The following is a 21,141-nucleotide window of genomic DNA, read 5'->3' on the forward strand; positions in this document are numbered from 1 at the left end:
GTGGGGGTCATGGGGCGACGATGCTGGCGGAGTCGCCCTCCTGGCCGATCAGCACGGCGTTGGCCCAGTTGGCGCAGACCTGGGCGGGTTGGCTGCCCTGCGCACCCAGCGTGCGCAGGCTCAGGGTGGAAAGACCACGGATGTCCAGTTCCGGCTTGACCACGCCAGGTGCCTTCACCAGCCCGCTGTCGTACAGCAGACGGCCGTCGCCCCAGACCTGGAACTGCAGGCCCCCGGCGGTGCGGCAGGCATCGTCGATGCCAAGATCGGCGCGCAGCAGGTTCCAACCGCCCTGCAGGCGCAGGTCGATGCGGCTGTTGCCACCGACACCCAGGCCCCGGCGGAACTGCAGGCCGTTCATGCGCAGGCCGGCGTCGCCACGGAAGGACTGGTCGGCGCGGACCTGGCTGGCCAGCGCGGCCGGCACCGGCAGCTCGGAGAGATACTGCTGCCGGGCCGGTCGCTCCGGTTCCTGGTGTTCGAGGATGTGGAAGGTGGACAGCGCGATCGGGCCGACATCGCGCGGCTGCAGTGCATCGAATGCGCGGGCGCTGCCCTGTGCGGCGGTGACCATCGGATCGGTGCTGCTGGCGCCGTCGCCTTCGGGGTTCTGCACGCTCAGCACGCGGAAGCGCAGCAGGCGGCCGGCATGCGCCGGGAAGTCGATGCGCTGCACGCCTTCCTTCAACTGCAGGCGGCCACGCGCGATGGGTTCGCCCCACTCGCCATTGCTGTCGCCCAGGTAGACCTCGTAGTCGCGCACCTGGCCGTGCTTCCAGTTCTTGTCGTTGCGCGGGGCGATCTCGATGCCGTCGATCATCTTCCGCTCGCCGAAGCCGACCACCCACTCATGCGCACCGGTACGCACGGCCTGGTTGCGCACGCTGCGGAACCAGGTGTTGGGGTCATCGTCGAAGGCGTTTTCCAGCGCGTGGCCCGGTTCTTCGGCCGGGCGGTTGACCACCAGCAGGCTGTCGGCCGGCAGTTCGCGGCCCAGCACCGGTGCGGCCGGGAAGACATCGTCGGCGGCCGCGGCGGCGACGGCGAAGTCCAGCTGCAGCTGCAGCGGCTGGCGGATGTCCTGCGTGGCCGTGCGTACGTGCAGCGTGCCGCGGCGATCCTTGGCATCGAAGTACCAGCCTTCGCTGGCGTTGTTGAACGCTGCCGCATCGGCCAGCGCCGGCAGCGCGCGGCCACCGGCCTGCACCGCGCGCGGCGCCTGCCGGCTGAGCACGCGCAGGCCGTAGCGTCGCTGTGCCAGCTGGCCGTTGTAGCTGCCCTGCACCGCGTCGATCTGCACCTGCACCGGGCCACTGCCCTGCGCCGGCGCCTGCACGCGCACCACCTGCGTGCTCGATTCGCCCTTCTGGTAGCGGCGCGTGGTGCCGTCGTCTTCGTACAGCGTGTACTGCGCATCGCCCTGCGGGTACAGGTCGAACGTCACTTCATCGAGTGGCTTTTCGCCATCGAACAGCATCGACGGGTACATCGGCAGGATGGCACCGGCGCGCACGAACACCGGCAGCGTGGCCAGGTCCACCTGGCGGTCGAGCTGGCGGCCCTCGGTACCGGCCTGCACGCGTCGGCCATCCCAGTAGTCGATCCAGCCACCGGCGGGCAGATGGATGTCGCGGCGCCAGCCACGGCTGGCGGCCTGGCTGCGGTACACCGGCGCCACCAGCAGGTCGCGGCCGAGCAGGAACTGGTATTTGTAGGTTTCATCCTGCGCATGCGGATCGTGCGGGTTGTCCCACATCAGGCCACGCACCGGCGGCGCGCCGCTCTGCGCGGCCTCGTGCACCAGCCCATACATGTACGGGGTCAGGCGCATCTTCAACTTCAGGTAATCGCGGTTGATGCTGCGGTAGGGCTCGTCGAACCACCACGGATGCTTGCGTGCGTTCGACGACCAGCCGCTCATGCCCATCAGTACGGGGGTGAACGCCTTCCACTGCAGGTCGCGGGTGAAGGTTTCGGCGCTGCCGCCGAAGATCGCATCGACGTCGCCGCTGGCGTAGGCCATGCCGGACAGGCCCGAACCCACCAGGGTCGGCACGTGCCAGCGGATGTAGTCCCAGCTGCTGCTCTGGTCGCCGGTCCAGGCCACGGCATAGCGCTGGATGCCGGCCCAGCCCATCACCGTCCACAGGAACGGGCGCGAATCGGAATTGTCGAGGATGCCGTTGAAGGCCTGGCGGTTGGCATCCATCGCGAACTGGTAGCCCTTGCCGGTCCAGGCCACGTCCAGCTTCTGCACGCGGGTGCCGGCCTTGCCCACTTCCCAGGCGATCTTGTCGACGCCGTTCTCGGTCCAAAGGCCGGTGCGGAAGCCATGTTTCGCCAGCCCCTGCACGGTCTCCGGCAGCTTCTGGTAGCCGCAGCCGTAGCCATCGTTGGGCAGGATCCAGCCGCCGGGCATGTCATGTTCGCGGTACTGCCTGGCCACGCTGTCGATCACATCCGGCGTGGTGCCGGTCGGGCCGTCGCTCCAGCCTTCGGGCACGGTGCCGGGCTTTTTGCTGTTGTCGGCATCGTTGTAGCAGTCGGCATCGCCGTAGGAGAGCGCCCAGCGCGCGACCATGTTCGGGCGGCCGGTCAGCTGGGTGTAGCGCTCGATCAGCTTCGGCAGGTCGGCGCCGACGAAGTAGTAGGCATCGAAGCGGTCTTCGCGGTGCAGCAGGGTGGCCTGGTCGGCCTGGCGCAGGTCGTAGCTGCCATCGCTCCAGGTGTTGCGCAGCATGCCCCAGCCACGGCTGCTGAGCAGCATCGGCGCCGGGCTCGGGCGATCACCTTCTTCCCAGCCGCCGGAATAGGACACTTCCAGTTCGCGGCCCTTGAACTGGTAGCGGCCGTTCTGCTGGCCACCACCGAAATAGCCTTCGTCGGCCTGCGAAGAAAGCACCTGCACGCTCTGCGTGGCATCCAGATCCAGCGGCTGCAGTTCCTGCCACAGCGCGGTCGGCTGGCCGTTGGCCAGGCGTTCCAGGCGCAGCCGCAGGGGTTGCCGCTGCACATGCAGCACGAGTGCGTCGGTGCGCACGCGGATCTCCTGTGCGTCTTCTTCCAGCTGCGCCTGCACGTTGGCTTTGGGCTGCGGCAGCACGATCGGCGCGGCCTTGTCGCCAGCGCCGGTCAGGGTGCCCTTGCGGCCGGCCTGCACGCGGATGATGTCCTCGGCCGGCAGTTCGATGCGGATGCGCGCGCCGCTGTCGGTCTGCAGATCCCAGCCGTGCACGCCGTCACGGCTGTCACTGGCGCTGACCGAACGCAGGTTGCCGACCGGCTCGGCCTGGGCCGATGTTGCTGCCAGCATCAATGCTGGCAGCAGGGCCAGCAACAGCGGCGAGCGACGAATGCGGTTCTCCACACGAACTCCCAACCCGTTTACCGGGCGTTTCGAAAGCAGTTGCGGCCGACTCTAGGGCAGTGATTCGAAAGATGTCAATAAACTGAAAGGAAAAAGGAAGATATATTTGATAGAAACGAAAGTTGTTGCGCCGCAATACTTTGTGTAAGCGCTTGCAACGCCCTGTTAAGCATTGTGCGATACGGCATCCGGCCGATTCTTGCGTTTCGCGATCGACGCCATCACGGGTAAGTCAGGTCAGCCCATTTCTTTCTTTTTGCTTTCGATGTTTGACATTTCGAAAGAAAACGCTGATGGTGCGCTGGCCCAACTGGAACCTCCGAATGGACGTCACCCTGCTTTCCGATGTGTCCGCCTGGCAGCGCCGCGGCGGAGCCGATACCGCTACCGAAATCGCCCAGCAGCCGGCGCTGTGGGAAGCCCTTGCGCAGGACCTGTCGCGTGCCCGCGACCGCCTGCAGGCCTTCCTCGGCGACAGCCTCAACGATCCCAACCAGCGCGTGCTGTTCACTGGCGCCGGCAGCTCCGGCTTCATCGCCGAGATGGTGGCCGATGCGATCAACGCGCAGTGGCCGGCCGAGGTGCGCGTGGTGCATACCACCAGCCTGCTGACCCACCCGGCGCTGTACCTGCAGCGCGACCGCCCCACCCTGCTGGTGTCGTTCGGCCGCAGCGGTTCCAGCCCGGAAAGCGTGGCCGCGGTCGACCGCGTGCGCAGTGACGTGGCCGATGCCCGCTTCCTCGACATCACCTGCAACGCCGATGGCGAACTGGCCCGCCGCGGCGCCGGCCGCAGCGATACCTGCACCCTGCTGATGCCCTCGGCCAGCTGCGATCGTGCATTCGCCATGACCAGCAGCCTGACCTGCATGCTGCTGGCCGCGCTGACCGTGTTCGACCGCTCGCCGTGGGAGGCACGCGTCGCGCGCCTGAAGCAGATCGCCGCGCTCGGCCGCGAAGGCCTGGCGCAGTGGGATGCACCGGTCGCGGCACTGGCGCAGCGCCCGTTCAACCGGGTGATCTACCTGGCCAGCGGTCCGCTGGAAGCGCTGGCCCGCGAGTGCGCGCTGAAGGTGCTGGAGCTGACCGCCGGTCGCGTGCTGGCCCTTGCGAATACCCCGCTCGGCTTCCGCCACGGCCCCAAGTCCACGCTGGATGGCGACACCCTGGTGGTGGTGCTGCGCAGCGTGCAGCCGCTGGCGCGCCGCTACGAACAGGACCTGCTGGAAGAACTGCGCCGCGACGGCGTGGCCGGCCAGGTGCTGGCGATCGGTCCGCATGCGGATATCGGCGCGGACGACGAGTACACGCTCACCGTGCCGGCACTGGACGACCCGTGGCTGGCGCCGGTGTGGCTGGGCTTTGCACAGCTGTTCGCGCTGCAGCGCTCGGCCGCGCTGGGCCTGACCCCGGACAATCCGTTCCCGGACGGCACCGTCAACCGCGTCGTCCAGGGCGTCACCATCCACCATGGCTGAGCTGATCGCCCACGCCTGCTACGGCATCGACATCGGCGGCACCAAGATCGAGCTGGTGGCGTGCGATGCGGCGATGCAGGTTACCTGGCGCCGCCGCGTGGCCACGCCGCAGGGCGACTACGCCGGCTTCCTGCAGGCTGTGGTCGCGCTGGTAGCCGAGGCCGATGCCGCGCTGGGGCGCAGTGACGCCGCCATCGGCATCGCCCTGCCCGGCGTGCGCGACCGCCGCAGCGGCCGCCAGCTCAGCGCGAACGTGCCGGCGCTGACCGGCCAGTGCGTGGCGCAGGACCTGCAGGCCCGCCTGCAGCGTCCGCTGCACTTCGGCAACGACCTGCAGTGCTTCGCGTTGTCCGAGGCGCACGGTGGTGCTGCAGAGGGTTACCCCAGCATGTTCGGCGCCATCCTCGGCACCGGTGCCGGTGGTGGCTTCTGCCTGCAGGGCCGCCTGCTGACCGGCTTCAACGGCCTGGCCGGCGAGTGGGGCCACTGGAGCGTGCCTGGCCACCTGCTGCAGCGTCACGGCCTGCCCCTGCTGGACTGCGGCTGCGGCCTGCAGGGCTGCGTGGAGCGCTACGTGTCCGGCAGCGGCGTGGCGATGATCGAGCGCCATCTCGGCGGCTGCGCGCGCGACGCCAGCGCGGTGATCACCCTGGCCGAGGCCGGCGATGTGCGCGCCCGCCAGGCGCTGGACATCCACCGCGACCTGCTCGGCCACAGCCTGGCCGCACTGGTGCTGGCGCTGGACCCGCACGTCATCGTGCTCGGTGGCGGCCTTTCGCAGTACGCGCCGCTGTACCAGCTGCTGCCCGCCGCCGTTGCCGCACATCTGTTCAACGGCGCGCAGGTGCCCCCCATCGTGCCGCCGCGCTTCGGCGATGCCGGCGGTGCACGCGGTGCCGCCCTGCTCGCCTGCCAACCCTCGTTTTCCTGATTGACCGGAGCCTGACCATGTCCCCGCTGCAGACCCTGCTTGCTTCCCACCGTGCCGGTGCCAACGTCGGCCTGTACAGCGTCTGCTGCAGCAACGAACAGGTGCTGCGCGCAGCCATGCACGTGGCGCTGGCGCACGGCACCGTGCTGTTGATCGAGGCGACCTCCAACCAGGTCGACCAGTTCGGTGGCTACACCGGCATGACGCCGCCGCAGTACCGCGACTACGTCGGCGCGCTGGCCGATGAAGAGGGTTTCCCGCGCGAACGTCTGATCCTCGGTGGCGATCACCTGGGCCCGAATGCCTGGCAGAAGCGTCCGGCCGCCGAAGCGATGACCCACGCGCGCGTGCTGATCGAGGCCTACGTGGCCGCCGGCTTCCACAAGATCCACCTGGACTGCAGCATGTCCTGCGCCGATGACCCGGTGCCGCTGCCCGATGCGATCGTCGCCGCGCGTTCGTCCGAACTGGCCGAGATCGCCGAGCGCACCGCTGCCGAACACGGCCTGCCGCCGCCGGTCTACGTCATCGGCACCGAAGTGCCGGTGCCCGGTGGCGAAGCCTCGCTGGCCGGTGGCCTGCAGGTGACCACGCCGGCCGCTGCCGCGCAGACCCTGGCCATCCACCAGCAGGCCTTCGACACGCCGCAGCTGCGCGATGCCTGGCAGCGCGTGATCGCGATGGTGGTGCAGCCGGGCGTGGACTTCGACCACAGCAGCGTGCACGAGTACGACCCGGCGGCCGCCAGTGCGCTCGCGGATTTCCTCGAACAGCAGCCGCGCATCGTGTTCGAAGCGCATTCCACCGATTACCAGCGCGAGAGCGGCCTGCACGCACTGGTGCGCGACCACTTCGCGATCCTCAAGGTGGGCCCGGCGGCGACCTTCGCCTACCGCGAAGCGCTGTTCGCGCTGGCCGCCATCGAGGCCGAACTGCTGCCGGACGCGCAGTGCTCGCGCCTGCCGCAGGTGCTGGACGAAGTGATGCAGGCGCAGCCGAAGTACTGGCAGCCGTATTACCAGGGCGACGAGGCCGAGCTGCGCCTGCTGCGCCGCTTCTCCTTCAGCGACCGCTGCCGCTACTACTGGGGCGAGCCGGCATTGCTGCAGGCGGTGCAGACTCTGTTCGCCAACCTGGAACGGCAGGCGCCGCCACTGGTGCTGCTCAGCCAGCATCTGCCCGAGCAGTACCGCGCCGTGCGCGAAGGCGCCCTGGCCAATACCCCCAGCGCGCTGGTGCAGCACCGCATCGGCCAGTGCCTGGGCGAATACGCCCGCGCCTGCAGCGCCAACCAGGCCGGCAGCCGCAAGCAGAACGCAAGTTCGGCTGCCTCCGTTCTTGCGAACGGCTAATCTCTACCTTTCCTGACGAAACCGAGAGATGGCCATGCGCAACACCCGCTCCCGCCGGCAACAGATCCTGCAGCTGCTGATCGAGCACGGCTCGGTGCAGGTGGCCGATCTGGTCGAGCGCTTCGGCGTGTCGGCGGTGACCATCCGTGCCGATCTCACCCATTTCGAGTCGCAGGGCCTGGCCACCCGTACCCACGGCGGCGCCACCCTGGTGCGCACGCCGCCGCAGGAACAGGACATCCACGAAAAGGATGCGCTGAACCTGCCGCTGAAGGAGTCCATCGGCACCGCTGCGGCGCGGCTGGTGCAGGCCGGCGACAACATCATCATCGACTCCGGCTCGACCACGATGACCCTGGCCCGGCACCTGCGCGGCCACCGCGACGTGACGGTGATGACCAACGGCCTGAACATCGCCTGGGAACTGGCCAACGCGCCGGGCATCACCGTGCTGCTGACCGGCGGCCTGCTGCGCCAGCAGTCGCTCTCGCTGCAGGGCAGCCAGGCCGAAGCCAGCCTCAATTCCTACAGCTTCGACACCCTGTTCCTGGGCGTGGATGGTCTGGATCTGCAGTTCGGCCTGACCACCCACGATGAAGCCGAAGCGCGCCTCAACCACCGCATGGTCGAGCGCGCGCGCCGCATCGTGGTGCTCACCGACGCCTCCAAGTTCGGCCGCGTCAGCCTGCACCGCATCGCGCTCCTGGACCAGATCCACGCCATCATCACCGACGCCGGCATCGACGATGCCACCCGCGAGGGGCTGCAGCGGCTGGGCATCGAAGTGATCATCGCCGAGACACCGCCATGACCGACACCCGCCGCCTGCACGGCCGCATCCTCACCCCGCTGGGCTGGCGCCGTGGCCACCTCCAGTTCGATTCGCACATCCGCCAGCTGCAGGTGGATGACCACAGCGGCGCCGACGACCTGCAGCTGCCGGTGATCCTGCCCGGCTTCATCGACCTGCACGTGCACGGTGCGGCCGGTGTGGACCTGATGCAGGGCGGCGACGTGGCCCGCACCATCGCCCGCACCCACCTGCGCTTCGGCACCACCACCCTGCTGGCGACCACCATGACCGCCGGCCTGGATGAGATCGAGCATGCCCTGCAGGGCGTAGCCGCGACGATGTCATCCCCCGATGCCGAGGCGGCCAGCATTGCCGGCGTGCACCTGGAAGGCCCCTTCATCAGCCCGCAGCGGCTGGGCGCACAGCCCAACCGCACGATCGAAGCGACGCTGGCGCTGGTGCAGCAGCTGCATGCGCTGGCACCGATCCGGGTGATGACGCTGGCGCCGGAGATCGGCGAGCACACCGCACTGATTCCCGCGCTGTCAGCGATGGGCATCCGCGTGCAGCTGGGCCACAGTGCCGGCACCTACGAAGAAGGCGTGGCCGCGCTGCAGGCCGGTGCGTCCGGCTTCACCCATCTGTTCAACGGCATGACCGGCGTCGACCACTACCGCCCCGGCATTGCCGCCGCCGCGCTGGCGCATGCGCAGTACGCCGAGATCATTCCCGACCTGCAGCACATCCACCCCGGCGTGATCCGCCTGGCCGCGCGCGCGATTCCGCGCCTGTACGCGGTAACCGATGCCACCGCGGCCACCGGCATGCCCGACGGCGAATACGCGCTGGGCGAACAGCGCGTGCACAAGTGCGGCGGCTGCGTGCGCCTGGCCACCGGCTCGCTGGCCGGCAGTGCGCTGACCATGGATCAGGCACTGCGCAACCTGGTGCAGGTGGGCCTGGACCTGGCCGATGCCTCGCAACGTGTCTCCACCTTCCCCGCCGCCTATCTGGGCCTGGATGATCGCGGCCGCATCGCGCCCGACGCCCGTGCCGACCTGGTGGTGCTGGACGCCGGACTGCGCCTGCAGCAGGTGGTCGTCGGCGGGCGGGTAATCGATTTGTAGAGTCGAGCATGGCTCGACTCTACAGAAAGCAATCCGCACCGAAACGCCGCACAGGAAACCTGTCGATGACTGCACGCACCGCCCCGCGCTGGCCCGTACGCTACCTGCTGTTCATCGGCGGCCTCGGCGGCCTGCTGTACGGCATCGACATCGGCATCATCGCCGGTGCCCTGCCCTACCTCGAAGCCACTGCCAGCCACGCCTGGCAGCTCAGCAGCCAGCAGCTCGGTTTCGTCGTCGCCGCGGTGCTGCTGGGAAGCGTGCTGTCCTCGCTGTTCGCCGGCATGGTGGCCGACCTGATCGGCCGCCGCGGCGCGATGCTGCTGGCCGGCCTGCTGTTCACCGCGTCCATCCCGATCATGGCGCTGGCTTCGGGCTACACGCCGCTGCTGCTGGGCCGCCTGCTGCAGGGCGTCAGTGGCGGCCTGATCGGCGTGGTGGTGCCGCTGTACCTGGCCGAAGTGCTCAGCCCCGAGCGGCGCGGGCGCGGCGCCGCCATGTTCCAGCTGCTGCTGACCATCGGCCTGGTGCTGGCCGCACTCATCGGCCTGTACCAGGCGCATGCCGTCGATGCCGCCGCCGAGGCCGTGCGTTCGCTGCCGCTGGCGCAGCAGGCGCAGGAACTGTTCGTGGTGAAGGACCACGCCTGGCGCACCATCTTCTGGAGCTGCCTGGCACCGGGCCTGCTGTTCTGTGCCGGCATCTTCTGGCTGTTCGAATCACCGCGCTGGCTGGTGCGCCGTGGTCGCGTGGAGGATGCGCGCCGCAGCCTGCAGCGCGTACTGCCCGCTGCCGACGTGGAGGCCACGCTGGCGCAGATCCAGGCACCGGAATCGAGCAGCAGCGACGGTCGCCGCGATCCGCTGCTCAGCCGCCGCTATGTGGTGCCGTTCCTGCTGGCCTGCGTGGTGCTGGCCTGCACCCAGGCCACCGGCATCAACTCGGTGCTGGCTTACGCGGTCAACATCCTCAACCAGGCCGGCCTGTCCGGCTCGGTGGCCAACGCCGCCGACGTGGCGATCAAGCTGCTCAACGCGGTGATGACCGTGGTCGCCCTGTTGCTGGTCGACCGCAAGGGCCGCAAGTTCCTGCTGATGCTGGGCAGCGGCGGCATCTGCGTGGCCCTGCTGGCCGCCGCCACGCTGTTCTTCCAGGCCGAGCTCGGCCGCGCCGACGTGCAGCCGCAGCTGCAGGCCGCGGTGAGTGGTGATGGCCTGCAGCTGGTGCTGGACGCCGCGCAGTGGCAGCGCCTGGCGGGCAGCACCGACAGCGAGGGCCGGCCGCTGCAGCTCACCGTGTCCTATGCCTACGGTGATTTCACCAACGTGCGCGGCCTGCGCAGCGACAACCTGGGCGACCGCGAACTGCGCATCGAACGTGCCGGCACCGTGCAGCCGGACAGCGTCATCGGCGCCTTCTTCCGCCACCTGCACCTGAACCCCTTCGCCGACCCGGCCAGCGCCGCGCAGGCGCCGCTGCGCATCGAACAGGCACGCATCGGCCCGGTGCCACCACCGGCACACGGCTGGGCCGTGGCCGCGTGCATCCTGGTATTCGTTGCGTTCTTCGCGGTCGGCCCCGGCGTGTGCGTGTGGCTGGCGCTGTCGGAACTGATGCCCAACCGCATCCGCTCCAACGGCATGAGCATCGCCCTGCTCATCAACCAGTTCGTCTCCACCACCATTGCCGCGCTGTTCCTGCCCACCGTCGGCCACTACGGCTACGCCAGCATGTTCCTGTTCTGGGCCGGCTGCACCTTCGTGTTCTTCCTGGTGGCCGCGCTGTGGCTGCCGGAAACCAAGGGCAAGTCGCTGGAGGAGATCGAAGCGCGGTTTGCCAGGTAGCGTTCGACCCTGGTCGACCTCCGTGGACATCGCGGGGGTGTCGGTGCGCCGATCACTGGCCGGTGATGTGCTTCTCCAGCGCCTGCGCTTCGGCCACGCTGGGCAGGCCACTGAGCATCATCGATTCGCCGAACGGGCCCTGTACCGTTGCCACCATCAGCACGCGGCCGTCCACGCTGATCGCTGCACGCTGGCCCACCAGGGCCTCCGTGCCATCATGGATGCGCTGGCGCGCCTCCGGCCGGTAGCGGATCTGCAGGCCGGGTTGATTGGCCTGGTCCAGCACATAGCGCACATCGGCGATATCGGCACTGCTGGCGATCGGCGGCTCGCGCAGGGCAAGGGTCTCACCCTGCCACTGAGCGGGCGTGCCCTTGCCGGCCGCATCGACCGCGCTCAGGCGTACGTCCACGCCCGGACGCGGTGCATGCGCCGGGCCCGTCATTGCCTCAGGCGTTGCCGCCGGCACGCATCCGGTCATGGCCAGCGCCGCGCCCAGCAACAGTGCGCGCGCGCCCCTCATTTCAGCTTCCTCAGTTTCAGGGCCACCACGATCTGCAGCAGCCCATACAGCAGGCTGCCGATGCCGATCCACAACGTGGTGACAGCCACCCCGGCCAGCGGGTTGGCCGCAAACAGCAGGCCCAGCACGATGGCCAGCACGCCGCTGAGGATCAGCACCCATTCGCCCTGGATGTGCCTGCGTACGCGCACGGCGAACACGATGCGGTAGATGCCCGCCACCAGCAGCCAGGCGGCCAGCAGCAGCACCAGCACGCTGGCGGTGGCCAGCGGGTTGATCACCGCCAGCGTGCCGAACCCCAGCGACGCCACCGCGTACAGCAGCAGCCAGCCACGCGGCGCCCCGCTGCCTCCGCTGATCAGCGCGAGCAGACTGATGACCCCTTCAACGATGGCCATCACGCCCAATGCCCAGGCCAGCGCGGTGGCTGCGGCCATCGGCCAGCCGATCGCGGTGATGCCGAAGCCCAGCGCGACCACGCCATACAGCAGCAGGATAGACCAGCTGCGGCCGATGGCCGACAACAACGGCGACGGTGAGGATTCGGGAGACAGCATGACCACTCCTTCGATCAGGTTCCGTGCCCCATCCTAGCGTCCAGCGTGCACAGGCAGATGAAGGCCCGTCGCATGCCAGCGCTCAACTGCCTGCGCCTTCGCGGCGCTGCCAGCACATCTGCGCACGGTCCGCGTTGAGCAGCAGGTTGTGGGTCTTCAGCATCTCGCCGCCGATCATCCAGCTTTCCGCGGCCAGCATGCGTTCCGGTGGCTGCACGATGGTGGCCTGCAGCCGCCCTGCCAGACCGGCACCGGCCACCTGCACGGCCTGTGTACGCACACGGCGGTCGACACGCCCCATCATCGTAGTGATGGCATGGTCATTCCACCGCGCGTCCGCCGGCTGCGGCTCCCGTGTATCCCGCACTTCCAGCAGCCCTGTCATTCCGGTGTCGGCCATCACCAGCTTGTCCACGCCGTCGATCTTCATCGGGCTGCGCACGTTCCAGTAGCGGCCCCAGGGATCAGAGGTGACACGCAGCGGGCTCTGGCAACCGGTGTACTTCCATGCAGGCCCGAGCATGCGCAGGACGTCGTCGGACAGCAGCAGCGGCCCCAGTTGCCGCAATACGTCCAGGCCGATGATCGCGAACGGGATGGCGTCTGTCTGTGCGAGCGACACATCCTTGATGCGCACCCCGCCGATTTCCAGATCGACCGGCTCGACCAGCGCGGTGGTGACGACGGTGCCGCCCTGCTGTTCCTGGCGGAAGCCCGGCGTGGACTGCAGTTTCAACTGTCGTGCGAACGCGGGGGCAATGAACGACTGCGTCGCGCCGGTATCCACCAGGAACTCGACCTTTACGTTGCGGCCGGGGCCGGTGCCTCCGCTCAGCGTCGCCACCATGATGGGCCAGCCCTTCTCATACCGCACCGGCACTTCCACCACGCCTTCCGGGCGCGCCACGACCTGCGCGGTGGGACGCCCGGTAAAGGACTCGAAGGGCAACTGACCCAGAGCGCTCTGCTGGTACAGCGCCGAACCGGCCAGATAAGGGGTGCTACTGCCCAGGCGGCGGACCTTCACCATGGTCTCGGCCCAGGCACCAATTTCGCCGCGCCACAGATGGTTGCCGGCCAGGATGCCCAGGCACTGGTACAGCGAGAGCGAGTCCGGCTCGGCCTGCACGGCGGGATCGTCGATGCAACGTTGCGCCCACTTGTCGGAGTTGGCGATCTCGCCGCGGGTGCGGAAATACGCGGCGCGCGCAGGGTAGGCGCGGACCGGCGACTGGTCGCCACTTCTGCGCAGGTAGTCGGTGGCACCTACGGCCATCGCCACTTCACTGTCCAGGAAAGGCAAGCCCTTGGGCTGCTGTGCGGGCTGCGCGCCCACTGCGGCCGCGGCACACAGCGCGGACCACAGTGGCAGGGCAAGATGCCGACTACGTGGTACGGAATTCCATTCCATCAGACAACTCCTGGGCAAACATCGCGATTCAGCGCAGATCCCATACGTTAGCCCAGGTACATTCGCAGCAGGTGACAGCGCTCACGGTACCCGCGCGCAGACCCACACCCGCACCTCCTGCGCGCCCACCAACCGCAGCGTTTCCGCCACTTCCAGCACCGTGCTGCCGGTGGTCATCACATCGTCCACCACGGTCAGGCGCGGTGGCACCGCACCGCGCACATCGAAAGCATCGAACAGATTCTTGCGGCGCTGTTCGGCACTGCGCTCCGACTGCGGTGCCGTATGCCGGCGCCGGTACAGGCCGCGCCACACCGGCTGGCGCAGCAAGCGGCACAGCTCCCCCGCCTGGTCATAGCCGCGCTGGCGCAACCGACGCGGATGCAATGGCACCGCCACCAGCGGCGGGCAGGCCCACGATGGCGGCCTGCGCTGCATCAGCTGCGCAAGCAGGCGACCCGCCGCCAGGTCCTGATGGAACTTGTAGCGCACCAGCAGCTGGTCCACCGGCGGCAGGTACAGCAGGCTGGCATGGGTGGCAGCCTGCGGCGGCGGCTCCTCGCGGCAGGTGCCGCAGACCGGCAGCGCGCTGTCGGGCAACGGCAGAGCACAGCGCAGGCAGGCACGGCCGGACCAGGGCATATCGGCCAGGCAGGCGGCGCATAGGTCCAGGCCATCGTGGCCGGGGTCATCGCAGACCAGGCAGCGCAGCGGCAGCAGTGCGCGCAATGCCGACGCGAAAGTGCGCAGAGACAGCGTTTTCAGCATTCAACAAGTCTGCGTGCGGCCATTTCGCGATGGAATCGGGCGTCAGCCTATGCTGCAGTCAGGGTGCGGCTTGTCCGGGTACCGGGAAAGGCTTCGACACGGCCGCTGCACATTCCCGCTGCTAGCGTGCCCCATCTGTATCGCCTCTTCGGACTCTACATGAACAAGCGGACCCGAATCGTCGTCATCGTGCTGGTCGTCGGCCTGCTGGCGATGGCCCTGCCCAGCCTGCTGTGGTACGTCAAACAGGGCGAAACCCACGACGCCGGGTTGCAGAAGGAGGCACAGAAGATGCAGCAGGAGCAGGCCAAGCCCTGATCGACTCCGTGCGCCTCGAACCTACCGCTCGCGATTGGCTGCCTGACGGCTGGAAAGTGCTGCCCCGCGACTTCTATCGCCGGCACCCCACCGCCGTCGCACCGCAGCTGCTTAACAAGCTGATCGTGCGTGACGATGGTCGCGCCGCCCGCATCGTTGAGGTTGAGGCTTACGCAGGCAGTGAGGATCCCGCCGCGCACTCCTATCGTGGCCAGACGGCACGCAATGCCACCATGTTTGGTGAGGCGGGCCATCTATATGTCTATTTCACCTACGGTATGCACTGGGGCAGCAACGCGGTCTGTGGCGAGGTGGGCGAAGGCGTGGGCGTGCTGCTCAGAGCGGCCGAGCCGGTGTCCGGCGTGGGTGCCATGCAGGCGGCGCGACCTGCGGCCAAGCGCGAGCGCGATCTTGCAAGCGGCCCTGGCAAGTTGTCCCAGGCGTTCGGCATTACACGCGATCTGGATGGCGCTGACCTGGTCACGGCCGATCGTGGTCTCGTCATTGTCTGTGATGGCACGTCGCCACCGCCATCGCCGGTGGTGGGGCCACGCATCGGCATCAGTCGCGCGGTGGATTTCCCTTGGCGCTGGCATGTGCCGGACCATCCGCATGTGTCTGTCCGGCCACGCACACGTTAGCGCTCGCCCGCCAGCACCGGCGGCAGCACCTGCCCCAGCCAATCGATGAACACCCGTAGCCGCGGCGTCACATGCCGGTTGTTCGGGTACACCACGTGGAACGGGTACGGTGCCGGTCGCCATGGCTGCAGCACTTCCACCAGCGCCTTGCTGCGCAGCGCAGCGCCCGCCGCATAGCTGAAGGTCTGCACCAGGCCCATGCCTGCAACGGCGGCGGCCAGATGGGCATTGCTTTCGTTGATGCCGATGCGGTGCTCGGCCTTGATCTCGAACGCACCGTCTTCGCCACGAAACCGGAACGGCACCGCGCGGCCATTCGAAGGCAACAGGTAGCTGACCAGCCGGTGGCCGTTGCGCAGCTCCTCGGGGTACGCAGGGATGCCATGCGCCTTGAGGTAACGCGGGCTGGCGCAGGTGACCAGGTGCGCATCGCCCAGGTGACGGGCCACCAGCGTGGAATCATCCAGCGCGCCGCCGCGGATCACGCAGTCCACGTTCTCGCTGATCAGGTTCACGGATCGGTCGGACACACCCAGTTCGATGCGGATGTCCGGGTAGCGCGCCATGAAATCGGGCAGCACCGGAATGAGCACATCGCGTGCGGTGGAGCCACCGATGTCCACGCGCAGCAGCCCGCGCGGTGCACCGCGTGCGGCGCTGAACGAGGCGTCGACATCCTCGAGGTCGCGCAGCAGGCGGCCGGCCTTCTCGTAGTACGCCTGGCCTTCGGCAGTGACCGCCACGCGGCGCGTGGTCCGCTGCAGCAGGCGTACGCCCAGGTGGGTTTCCAGTTCGCGCACCAGCTTGCTCAGCGAGGTGGTCGGCATGTCCAGCGAATCAGCGGCGCGGGTGAAGCTGCCGGCCTCGACGACGCGGGCAAAGGCACGGATGGCAGTGAGCTGGTTCATGCCGCCGATTATGCACACACATGCACAGTCATTGTCATTGCGCAGGATTTATCGCAACCGCGCGGCCGCCCATCATTCTCCCACCCGCTGCCACCCCTCCCCCGGCAGCCCTTACAGGCGAACACCATGAGCACTGATTTCAACGGCAAGATCGCCCTCGTCACCGGCGGCACCACCGGCATCGGCCTGGCCACTGCCCAGCATCTGGCCAACTTGGGCGCCAAGGTCTTCATCACCGGCCGCCGCCAGCCGGAACTGGACGCCGCCGTCGCCGCCATCGGCGCGCAGGCCACCGGCATCCGCGCCGATGCCGCACAGCCCAGCGACCTCGATGCGGTCTACGCACAGATCGCCCGCCAGGCCGGCCGCCTGGACATCCTGTTCGCCAACGCCGGTGGCGGCGACATGCTGCCGCTGGGTGCCATCACCGAAGAACACTTCGACCGCATCTTCGCCACCAACGTGCGCGGCGTTCTGTTCACCGTGCAGAAGGCGCTGCCGCTGCTGGTTGATGGCGCTTCGGTCATCCTCACCGGCTCGACGGTCTCGATCCAGGGCACGGCCAACTTCAGCGTATACAGCGCCAGCAAGGCCGCGGTGCGCAACTTTGCCCGCTCGTGGGCGCTGGACCTGAAGGAGCGCCGCATCCGGGTGTACGTGGTCAGCCCCGGCCCGATCCGCACCCCCGGCCTGGGCGACCTGGTGCCCGACGAAGCCCGTCAGGGCCTGTTCGATCATCTCGCCGCGCAGGTGCCGCTGGCCCGCCTCGGCGAGCCGCAGGAAGTGGCCAATGTCGTGGCCTTCCTGGCCTCGGATGCAGCCAGCTTCGTCAACGGCATCGAGTTCTTCGTCGATGGCGGCATGGCCCAGGTGTGATACCGGTCGGCCACTGCGATCGGGTTTGAATCAGCGCTGCCGGCCCAGGCCGGCATGCGCTTGCTGATACAGGATGTGCGTCAGCTCGTACTGGTTGCAGGCTCGCTCCGGCAACGCACCGTCTTCGCCGGGGACACCCACCTCGAATCCCTCTTCCACATCCTCGTAGTAGAGCCACCCGTCAGCGAGATGGGCGATGACCCAGACCGGCTCCGCTTCACCCAGGCGATGCAGTGGCATCGTATGGAACGCCACGCGCTGCGCGGCGAAGGCGGCCTGCTGCTCAGGCGTGCAGCGGGCGAGCTGGGCGGCAACCAACGCATCGAGCTCTTCGCGGGAGATTGGCTTCCAGCGTCCTGTGCGGGTGTCAGATGGCTGCATCAGTACGTGTCAGTCGCAATCCTGGTAACCACCCACCACGCCACAGTGCCTGCAACGGAACAGGTAGGCCGTCGGTGAACCGTCCTTGTCCAACGCAGCAAGGAAATGCTGCCACTGCGGCCCGTCGTCCAGCCCGGTGCTGTCCTGGATCGCCGCCACTGCCTGCTCACCGTGCGCTTCCAGTTCGGCGCGACCGGCGCGGCCGATGAACTGCGCGGCATCGCCGCAATGGGTCCACCACTGTTCCTGCTGCCAGCCGTTGAAGCCGGGCGTACGCTGCGCGATCACGTCGATGATCTCCTCATCGACTTCATCCCACTCGCCGCCACCACCGACGCCTTCCTCATCACTGAAGATGACGCCCAGTCGCTCGTGCGCGGAGCCATCGGCGATGCACCACGGGCAGATTTCGTGCCCGTACTCTTCTTCGGCATAGACCGGCCCGGTGTAGACGTAGCCACGCGACTGCCCGCAGCACACGCACGGCGTGTCGGCAGCCACCACGCTGCCGGTGGCGATCGGATCGGGGTGGTAGGTGAAGCGCGGCAGATCCATGGCAGTTCCTTTGCTGGGCGGCCCAGTGTAGCGGCGCGGTCAGGGCCAAATATACTGTAAACCATCGCACGCAATATTTAGTTGACAGTCCTCGCCAGGCCACCCACACTGCCGCCCTCGCTCCACGCCCTACCAAGGTCCCGCCATGGCTCCTGCCATCCGCCACGACTGGCAGCACGATGAACTGCAGGCGCTGTTCGACCTGCCCCTGCCCGAACTGCTGTTCCGCGCCGCCAGCGTGCATCGCGCGCATTTCGATCCGGCCCAGGTGCAGGTGTCCACGCTGCTGTCGGTGAAGACCGGTGGCTGCCCGGAAGACTGCGCGTATTGCCCACAGGCGCAGCGCTACACCACGGGCGTGAGCGCGCAGAAACTGATGGATACCGATGCCGTGCTGGCCAAGGCACGCCAGGCCAGGGCCGCCGGTGCGTCGCGCTTCTGCATGGGTGCGGCATGGCGTTCGCCGAAGGACCGCGACATTCCGAAGGTCGCTGCGATGATCGCCGGCGTGAAGGCGCTCGGCCTGGAAACCTGCGCCACCCTCGGCATGCTCAGTGGCGACCAGGCGCGCGCGTTGAAGGACGCCGGCCTGGACTACTACAACCACAATCTCGATACCGCGCCGGACTACTACGATTCGATCATCCACACGCGCCAGTACCAGGACCGCCTGGATACGCTGGGCCACGTGCGCGATGCCGGGCTGAAGACCTGCTGCGGCGGCATCGTCGGCATGGGCGAGACGCGTGCGCAGCGCATCGGCCTGCTGCTGGCGCTGGCCACGCTGCCGGCCCATCCCGATTCGGTGCCGATCAACAAGCTGGTGCAGGTGGCCGGTACGCCGCTGCATGGCAGCGCGGAACTGGACCCGTTCGAGTTCGTGCGGATGATCGCGGTGGCACGCATCGCGATGCCGCATTCGATGGTGCGGCTGTCGGCCGGTCGCGAAGCCATGAGCGATGAGTTGCAGGCGCTGTGCTTCCTGGCCGGTGCCAACTCGATTTTCTACGGCGAGAAGCTGCTGACCACCGGCAACCCGGAAAGCGAGCGCGACCTGGCCCTGTTCGCGCGCCTGGGCCTGCAGCCGATGCCCGTGCAGGTGGACGCCGATGGCCACGACCACGGCGGTACCGTGCACGCCGATATCAGCGCCGATGGCCCCGACTGTGGCTGCGCCCACGCCGCGTGACATGCCGCGTGATCAGGGCGTCGAGCAGGCGTGGCGGCAACGCGCTACCCTAGCCGCCCCGTCGTCGCCTGAAGCCAGCATGGCCCGCCCCGACCTGACCGCCCGCCTCCAAGCCCAGCGCGCGTTGCGCGATGCACAAGGCCGTCGCCGCCCGCGGCGCACGGTCACCCGTCGTGATGGCGTGCGCCTGGAAATTGACGGGCGCTGGTTGACCGGGTTCTGCAGCAACGACTACCTCGGCCTGGCCCAGCAGTTCAGCGTGGTCAACGCACTGCAGGATGCGGCCGCACGCGATGGCACCGGTGCCGGTGCCTCGCATCTGGTCTGTGGCCACCACGCGCTGCACGACGCGCTGGAACGCGAAGTGGCCGACTGGCTCGGTTACCCGCGCGCCCTGCTGTTCGGCAGTGGCTTCGCCGCCAACCTTGCGGTGCAGCAGGCGCTGCTGAGCGAAGAGAACGACGTCTGCGTGCAGGACAAGCTCAACCACGCCAGCCTGCTCGATGCCACGCGGCTGGCCGGTGCGCGCCTGCGCCGCTACCCGCACTTGGATCCGGAAGGCGCCATGCGCCAGCTCAAGCACGCGCCCGAAGGTGCGGCGATGCTGGCCACCGATGGTGTCTTCAGCATGGACGGCGATGTCGCACCGCTGCGTGCGCTGTCGCTGGTCGCGCGCCTTCAGCAAGCGCTGTTCTACGTGGACGACGCGCATGGCGTGGGCGTGCTCGGCGATGGCCGTGGTGCCGTCGCCACCGCCGGCCTGGGCGTGGACGACGTGCCGCTGCAGTTGGTCACCCTGGGCAAGGCGCTGGGCAGTGCCGGCGCGCTGGTGCTGGGTCGCGAAGACCTGGTCGAGCACCTTTCCGAAACCGCACGCCCCTACATCTACACCACCGCCCTGCCGCCGGCCCTGGCCGCCTCGGCCCTGGAAGCGGTGCGCCTGGCCCGCCGCGACCATTGGCGCCGGGCCAAGCTGGCCGACCTGATCGCCCTGTTCCGCGGTGAGGCGCGCCGCCATGGCCTGGACCTGATGGCCTCGGAAACCCCGATCCAGCCGCTGCTGTGTGGCGATGACCACACCGCCGTGGCGATGTCGCAGGCGCTGGAGCAGGCCGGCTGGCTGGTTGGTGCGATCCGTCCGCCGACGGTGCCCGAAGGCAAGGCGCGGCTGCGCGTCACCCTGTCGGCACTGCATACGCCGGAACAGGTCCGCGAGCTGGTCGAAGCCATCGCCCAGGCGCGCGACCGCGTCGCTGCCGGACCGAGCGAAGCGCTGCCGCCTGCCCTGCCTGCGCTGGCCTGACCCGCACGCGCCGTACCCCATGCATATCGACGTCACCGGCCACGGGCCGGACCTGGTTCTGATCCACGGCTGGGCCCTGCAGGGCGGCGTGTTCGCGCCGCTGGTGCAGCGCCTGGCCGACCGTTTCACCCTGCATCTGGTCGACCTTCCGGGCCATGGCCACAGCCGCGACGACAGCACGCCGCTGCGCCTGCCGCACGTGGTCAACGCGATTGCCGCGGCCACGCCGCCGGCGGTGTGGTGCGGCTGGTCGCTGGGCGGGCTGTTCGCCCTGCATGCGGCGGCCACCCTGCCGAAGGTGCGCGGGCTGGTGATGATCGCCGCCACGCCGCGTTTCGTGCGCGGCGAGGACTGGCCCCACGCGGTGGAACCGGCGGTTTTCGAGCAGTTCGGGCGTGACCTGGCCACGGACTTCGGCGGCACCCTGGAGCGCTTCCTGGCGTTGGACGTGATGGGTTCGGCGCATGCCCGCGAGGAGCTGCGCACCCTGCGCCAGCGCCTGGTCGAGCGCGGCGCCCCCAGCGAGCGCGCCCTGCTGGAAGGCCTGCGCCTGCTGGAAGGCACCGACCTGCGTGGCGCCCTGCCCACGCTGGGCAGGCCCAGCCTGTGGATCGCCGGCCAGCGCGACCGACTGGTATCGCCGGCCGCGATGCAGGCCGCCGCGGCGCTGGCCCCGGGCGCGCAGGCGCTGACCGTCGCCCACGGCGGCCATGCGCCCTTCCTCGGCCACGCCGACGAGGTGGCCGCTGCCCTGCAACACTTCGTTGCCGGCCTGTCACCGGCCGATGGCGGACAATGAGCACTTTCCGCATTCGGCAG

General features: G+C 68.6%; 20 protein-coding genes. 12 read left to right on the plus strand and 8 right to left on the minus strand.

Annotated elements, in window-relative coordinates; all coding sequences use genetic code 11:
* Window positions 1–7: 7 nt before the first annotated feature.
* Window positions 8–3,367, minus strand: a complete 3,360-nt coding sequence (locus ACVOK1_RS07785; RefSeq protein ID WP_481561672.1) for a TIM-barrel domain-containing protein — start codon at window positions 3,365–3,367, stop codon at window positions 8–10.
* Window positions 3,368–3,690: 323 nt separating this feature from the next.
* Between ACVOK1_RS07785 and ACVOK1_RS07790 the strand changes: the two genes are divergently transcribed.
* The 6 genes from ACVOK1_RS07790 (at window position 3,691) to ACVOK1_RS07815 (ending at window position 10,892) form a co-directional block, all read left to right on the plus strand.
* Window positions 3,691–4,845 carry an SIS domain-containing protein gene (locus ACVOK1_RS07790; protein WP_200751513.1) on the plus strand — a complete coding sequence of 385 codons (1,155 nt, stop codon included), beginning with the start codon at window positions 3,691–3,693 and terminating at the stop codon, window positions 4,843–4,845.
* On the plus strand, window positions 4,838–5,776 hold the full coding sequence (locus ACVOK1_RS07795) for an ROK family protein (RefSeq protein WP_481561673.1): 939 nt from the start codon (window positions 4,838–4,840) through the stop codon (window positions 5,774–5,776). Before ACVOK1_RS07790 ends, ACVOK1_RS07795 begins: the two co-directional genes overlap by 8 nt.
* 17 nt (window positions 5,777–5,793) lie before the next feature.
* Complete coding sequence (locus ACVOK1_RS07800) at window positions 5,794–7,128, plus strand: D-tagatose-bisphosphate aldolase, class II, non-catalytic subunit (protein ID WP_108770359.1); 1,335 nt, start codon at window positions 5,794–5,796, stop codon at window positions 7,126–7,128.
* A gap of 34 nt (window positions 7,129–7,162) precedes the next feature.
* Window positions 7,163–7,939: a DeoR family transcriptional regulator gene (locus ACVOK1_RS07805; protein WP_108770774.1), complete on the plus strand. Its 777-nt coding sequence runs from the start codon at window positions 7,163–7,165 to the stop codon at window positions 7,937–7,939.
* The gene (nagA, locus tag ACVOK1_RS07810; RefSeq protein ID WP_481561674.1) at window positions 7,936–9,048 is read left to right on the plus strand and encodes an N-acetylglucosamine-6-phosphate deacetylase; all 1,113 of its coding nucleotides are present in this window, start codon (window positions 7,936–7,938) and stop codon (window positions 9,046–9,048) included. The genes ACVOK1_RS07805 and nagA overlap by 4 nt, the downstream gene beginning before the upstream one ends.
* 65 nt (window positions 9,049–9,113) lie before the next feature.
* Complete coding sequence (locus tag ACVOK1_RS07815; RefSeq protein WP_481561675.1) at window positions 9,114–10,892, plus strand: MFS transporter; 1,779 nt, start codon at window positions 9,114–9,116, stop codon at window positions 10,890–10,892.
* A gap of 52 nt (window positions 10,893–10,944) precedes the next feature.
* Here ACVOK1_RS07815 and ACVOK1_RS07820 read toward each other — a convergent pair whose 3' ends face one another.
* The 4 genes from ACVOK1_RS07820 to ACVOK1_RS07835 all read right to left on the minus strand — a co-directional run bounded on the left by ACVOK1_RS07820 (window position 10,945) and on the right by ACVOK1_RS07835 (window position 14,151).
* On the minus strand, window positions 10,945–11,415 hold the full coding sequence (locus ACVOK1_RS07820) for a SecDF P1 head subdomain-containing protein (protein ID WP_481561676.1): 471 nt from the start codon (window positions 11,413–11,415) through the stop codon (window positions 10,945–10,947).
* Window positions 11,412–11,972: an HdeD family acid-resistance protein gene (locus tag ACVOK1_RS07825; protein ID WP_313178728.1), complete on the minus strand. Its 561-nt coding sequence runs from the start codon at window positions 11,970–11,972 to the stop codon at window positions 11,412–11,414. Before ACVOK1_RS07825 ends, ACVOK1_RS07820 begins: the two co-directional genes overlap by 4 nt.
* A gap of 82 nt (window positions 11,973–12,054) precedes the next feature.
* Window positions 12,055–13,383, minus strand: a complete 1,329-nt coding sequence (locus ACVOK1_RS07830; protein WP_481561677.1) for a retropepsin-like aspartic protease — start codon at window positions 13,381–13,383, stop codon at window positions 12,055–12,057.
* 81 nt (window positions 13,384–13,464) lie between these two features.
* Complete coding sequence (locus tag ACVOK1_RS07835; protein ID WP_481561678.1) at window positions 13,465–14,151, minus strand: ComF family protein; 687 nt, start codon at window positions 14,149–14,151, stop codon at window positions 13,465–13,467.
* A gap of 159 nt (window positions 14,152–14,310) precedes the next feature.
* Here ACVOK1_RS07835 and ACVOK1_RS07840 point away from each other — a divergent pair, with 159 nt between their 5' ends.
* Window positions 14,311–14,469 (plus strand): hypothetical protein, encoded by a 159-nt coding sequence (locus ACVOK1_RS07840; protein WP_481561679.1) that lies wholly within the window; start codon window positions 14,311–14,313, stop codon window positions 14,467–14,469.
* 8 nt (window positions 14,470–14,477) lie between these two features.
* Window positions 14,478–15,110: a DNA-3-methyladenine glycosylase gene (locus ACVOK1_RS07845; protein WP_481561680.1), complete on the plus strand. Its 633-nt coding sequence runs from the start codon at window positions 14,478–14,480 to the stop codon at window positions 15,108–15,110.
* On the opposite strand, the gene ACVOK1_RS07850 is transcribed toward ACVOK1_RS07845, so the two are convergent.
* Complete coding sequence (locus ACVOK1_RS07850) at window positions 15,107–16,018, minus strand: LysR family transcriptional regulator (RefSeq protein WP_481561681.1); 912 nt, start codon at window positions 16,016–16,018, stop codon at window positions 15,107–15,109. The genes ACVOK1_RS07845 and ACVOK1_RS07850 overlap by 4 nt on opposite strands.
* A gap of 126 nt (window positions 16,019–16,144) precedes the next feature.
* On the opposite strand from ACVOK1_RS07850, the gene ACVOK1_RS07855 reads away from it, so the two are divergent.
* Window positions 16,145–16,894: an SDR family NAD(P)-dependent oxidoreductase gene (locus tag ACVOK1_RS07855; protein WP_481561682.1), complete on the plus strand. Its 750-nt coding sequence runs from the start codon at window positions 16,145–16,147 to the stop codon at window positions 16,892–16,894.
* A gap of 30 nt (window positions 16,895–16,924) precedes the next feature.
* Here the strand turns inward: ACVOK1_RS07855 and ACVOK1_RS07860 are convergent, their stop codons facing one another.
* A complete protein-coding gene (locus ACVOK1_RS07860; protein ID WP_481561683.1) occupies window positions 16,925–17,275 on the minus strand; it encodes a hypothetical protein in 351 nt (116 codons plus the stop codon).
* 9 nt (window positions 17,276–17,284) lie between these two features.
* Window positions 17,285–17,830, minus strand: coding sequence for a CbrC family protein (locus ACVOK1_RS07865; protein ID WP_481561684.1), 546 nt, complete (start codon window positions 17,828–17,830; stop codon window positions 17,285–17,287).
* A gap of 145 nt (window positions 17,831–17,975) precedes the next feature.
* On the opposite strand from ACVOK1_RS07865, the gene bioB reads away from it, so the two are divergent.
* The 3 genes from bioB (at window position 17,976) to bioH (ending at window position 21,121) form a co-directional block, all read left to right on the plus strand.
* Complete coding sequence (bioB, locus tag ACVOK1_RS07870) at window positions 17,976–19,019, plus strand: biotin synthase BioB (protein WP_481561685.1); 1,044 nt, start codon at window positions 17,976–17,978, stop codon at window positions 19,017–19,019.
* Between the two features lie 79 nt (window positions 19,020–19,098).
* On the plus strand, window positions 19,099–20,322 hold the full coding sequence (bioF, locus tag ACVOK1_RS07875; RefSeq protein ID WP_164072819.1) for an 8-amino-7-oxononanoate synthase: 1,224 nt from the start codon (window positions 19,099–19,101) through the stop codon (window positions 20,320–20,322).
* Window positions 20,323–20,341: 19 nt separating this feature from the next.
* A complete protein-coding gene (bioH, locus tag ACVOK1_RS07880; RefSeq protein ID WP_164072820.1) occupies window positions 20,342–21,121 on the plus strand; it encodes a pimeloyl-ACP methyl ester esterase BioH in 780 nt (259 codons plus the stop codon).
* Window positions 21,122–21,141: the final 20 nt, after the last annotated feature.

The sequence above is a fragment of the Stenotrophomonas sp. STEN087 genome (genome assembly GCF_056759115.1).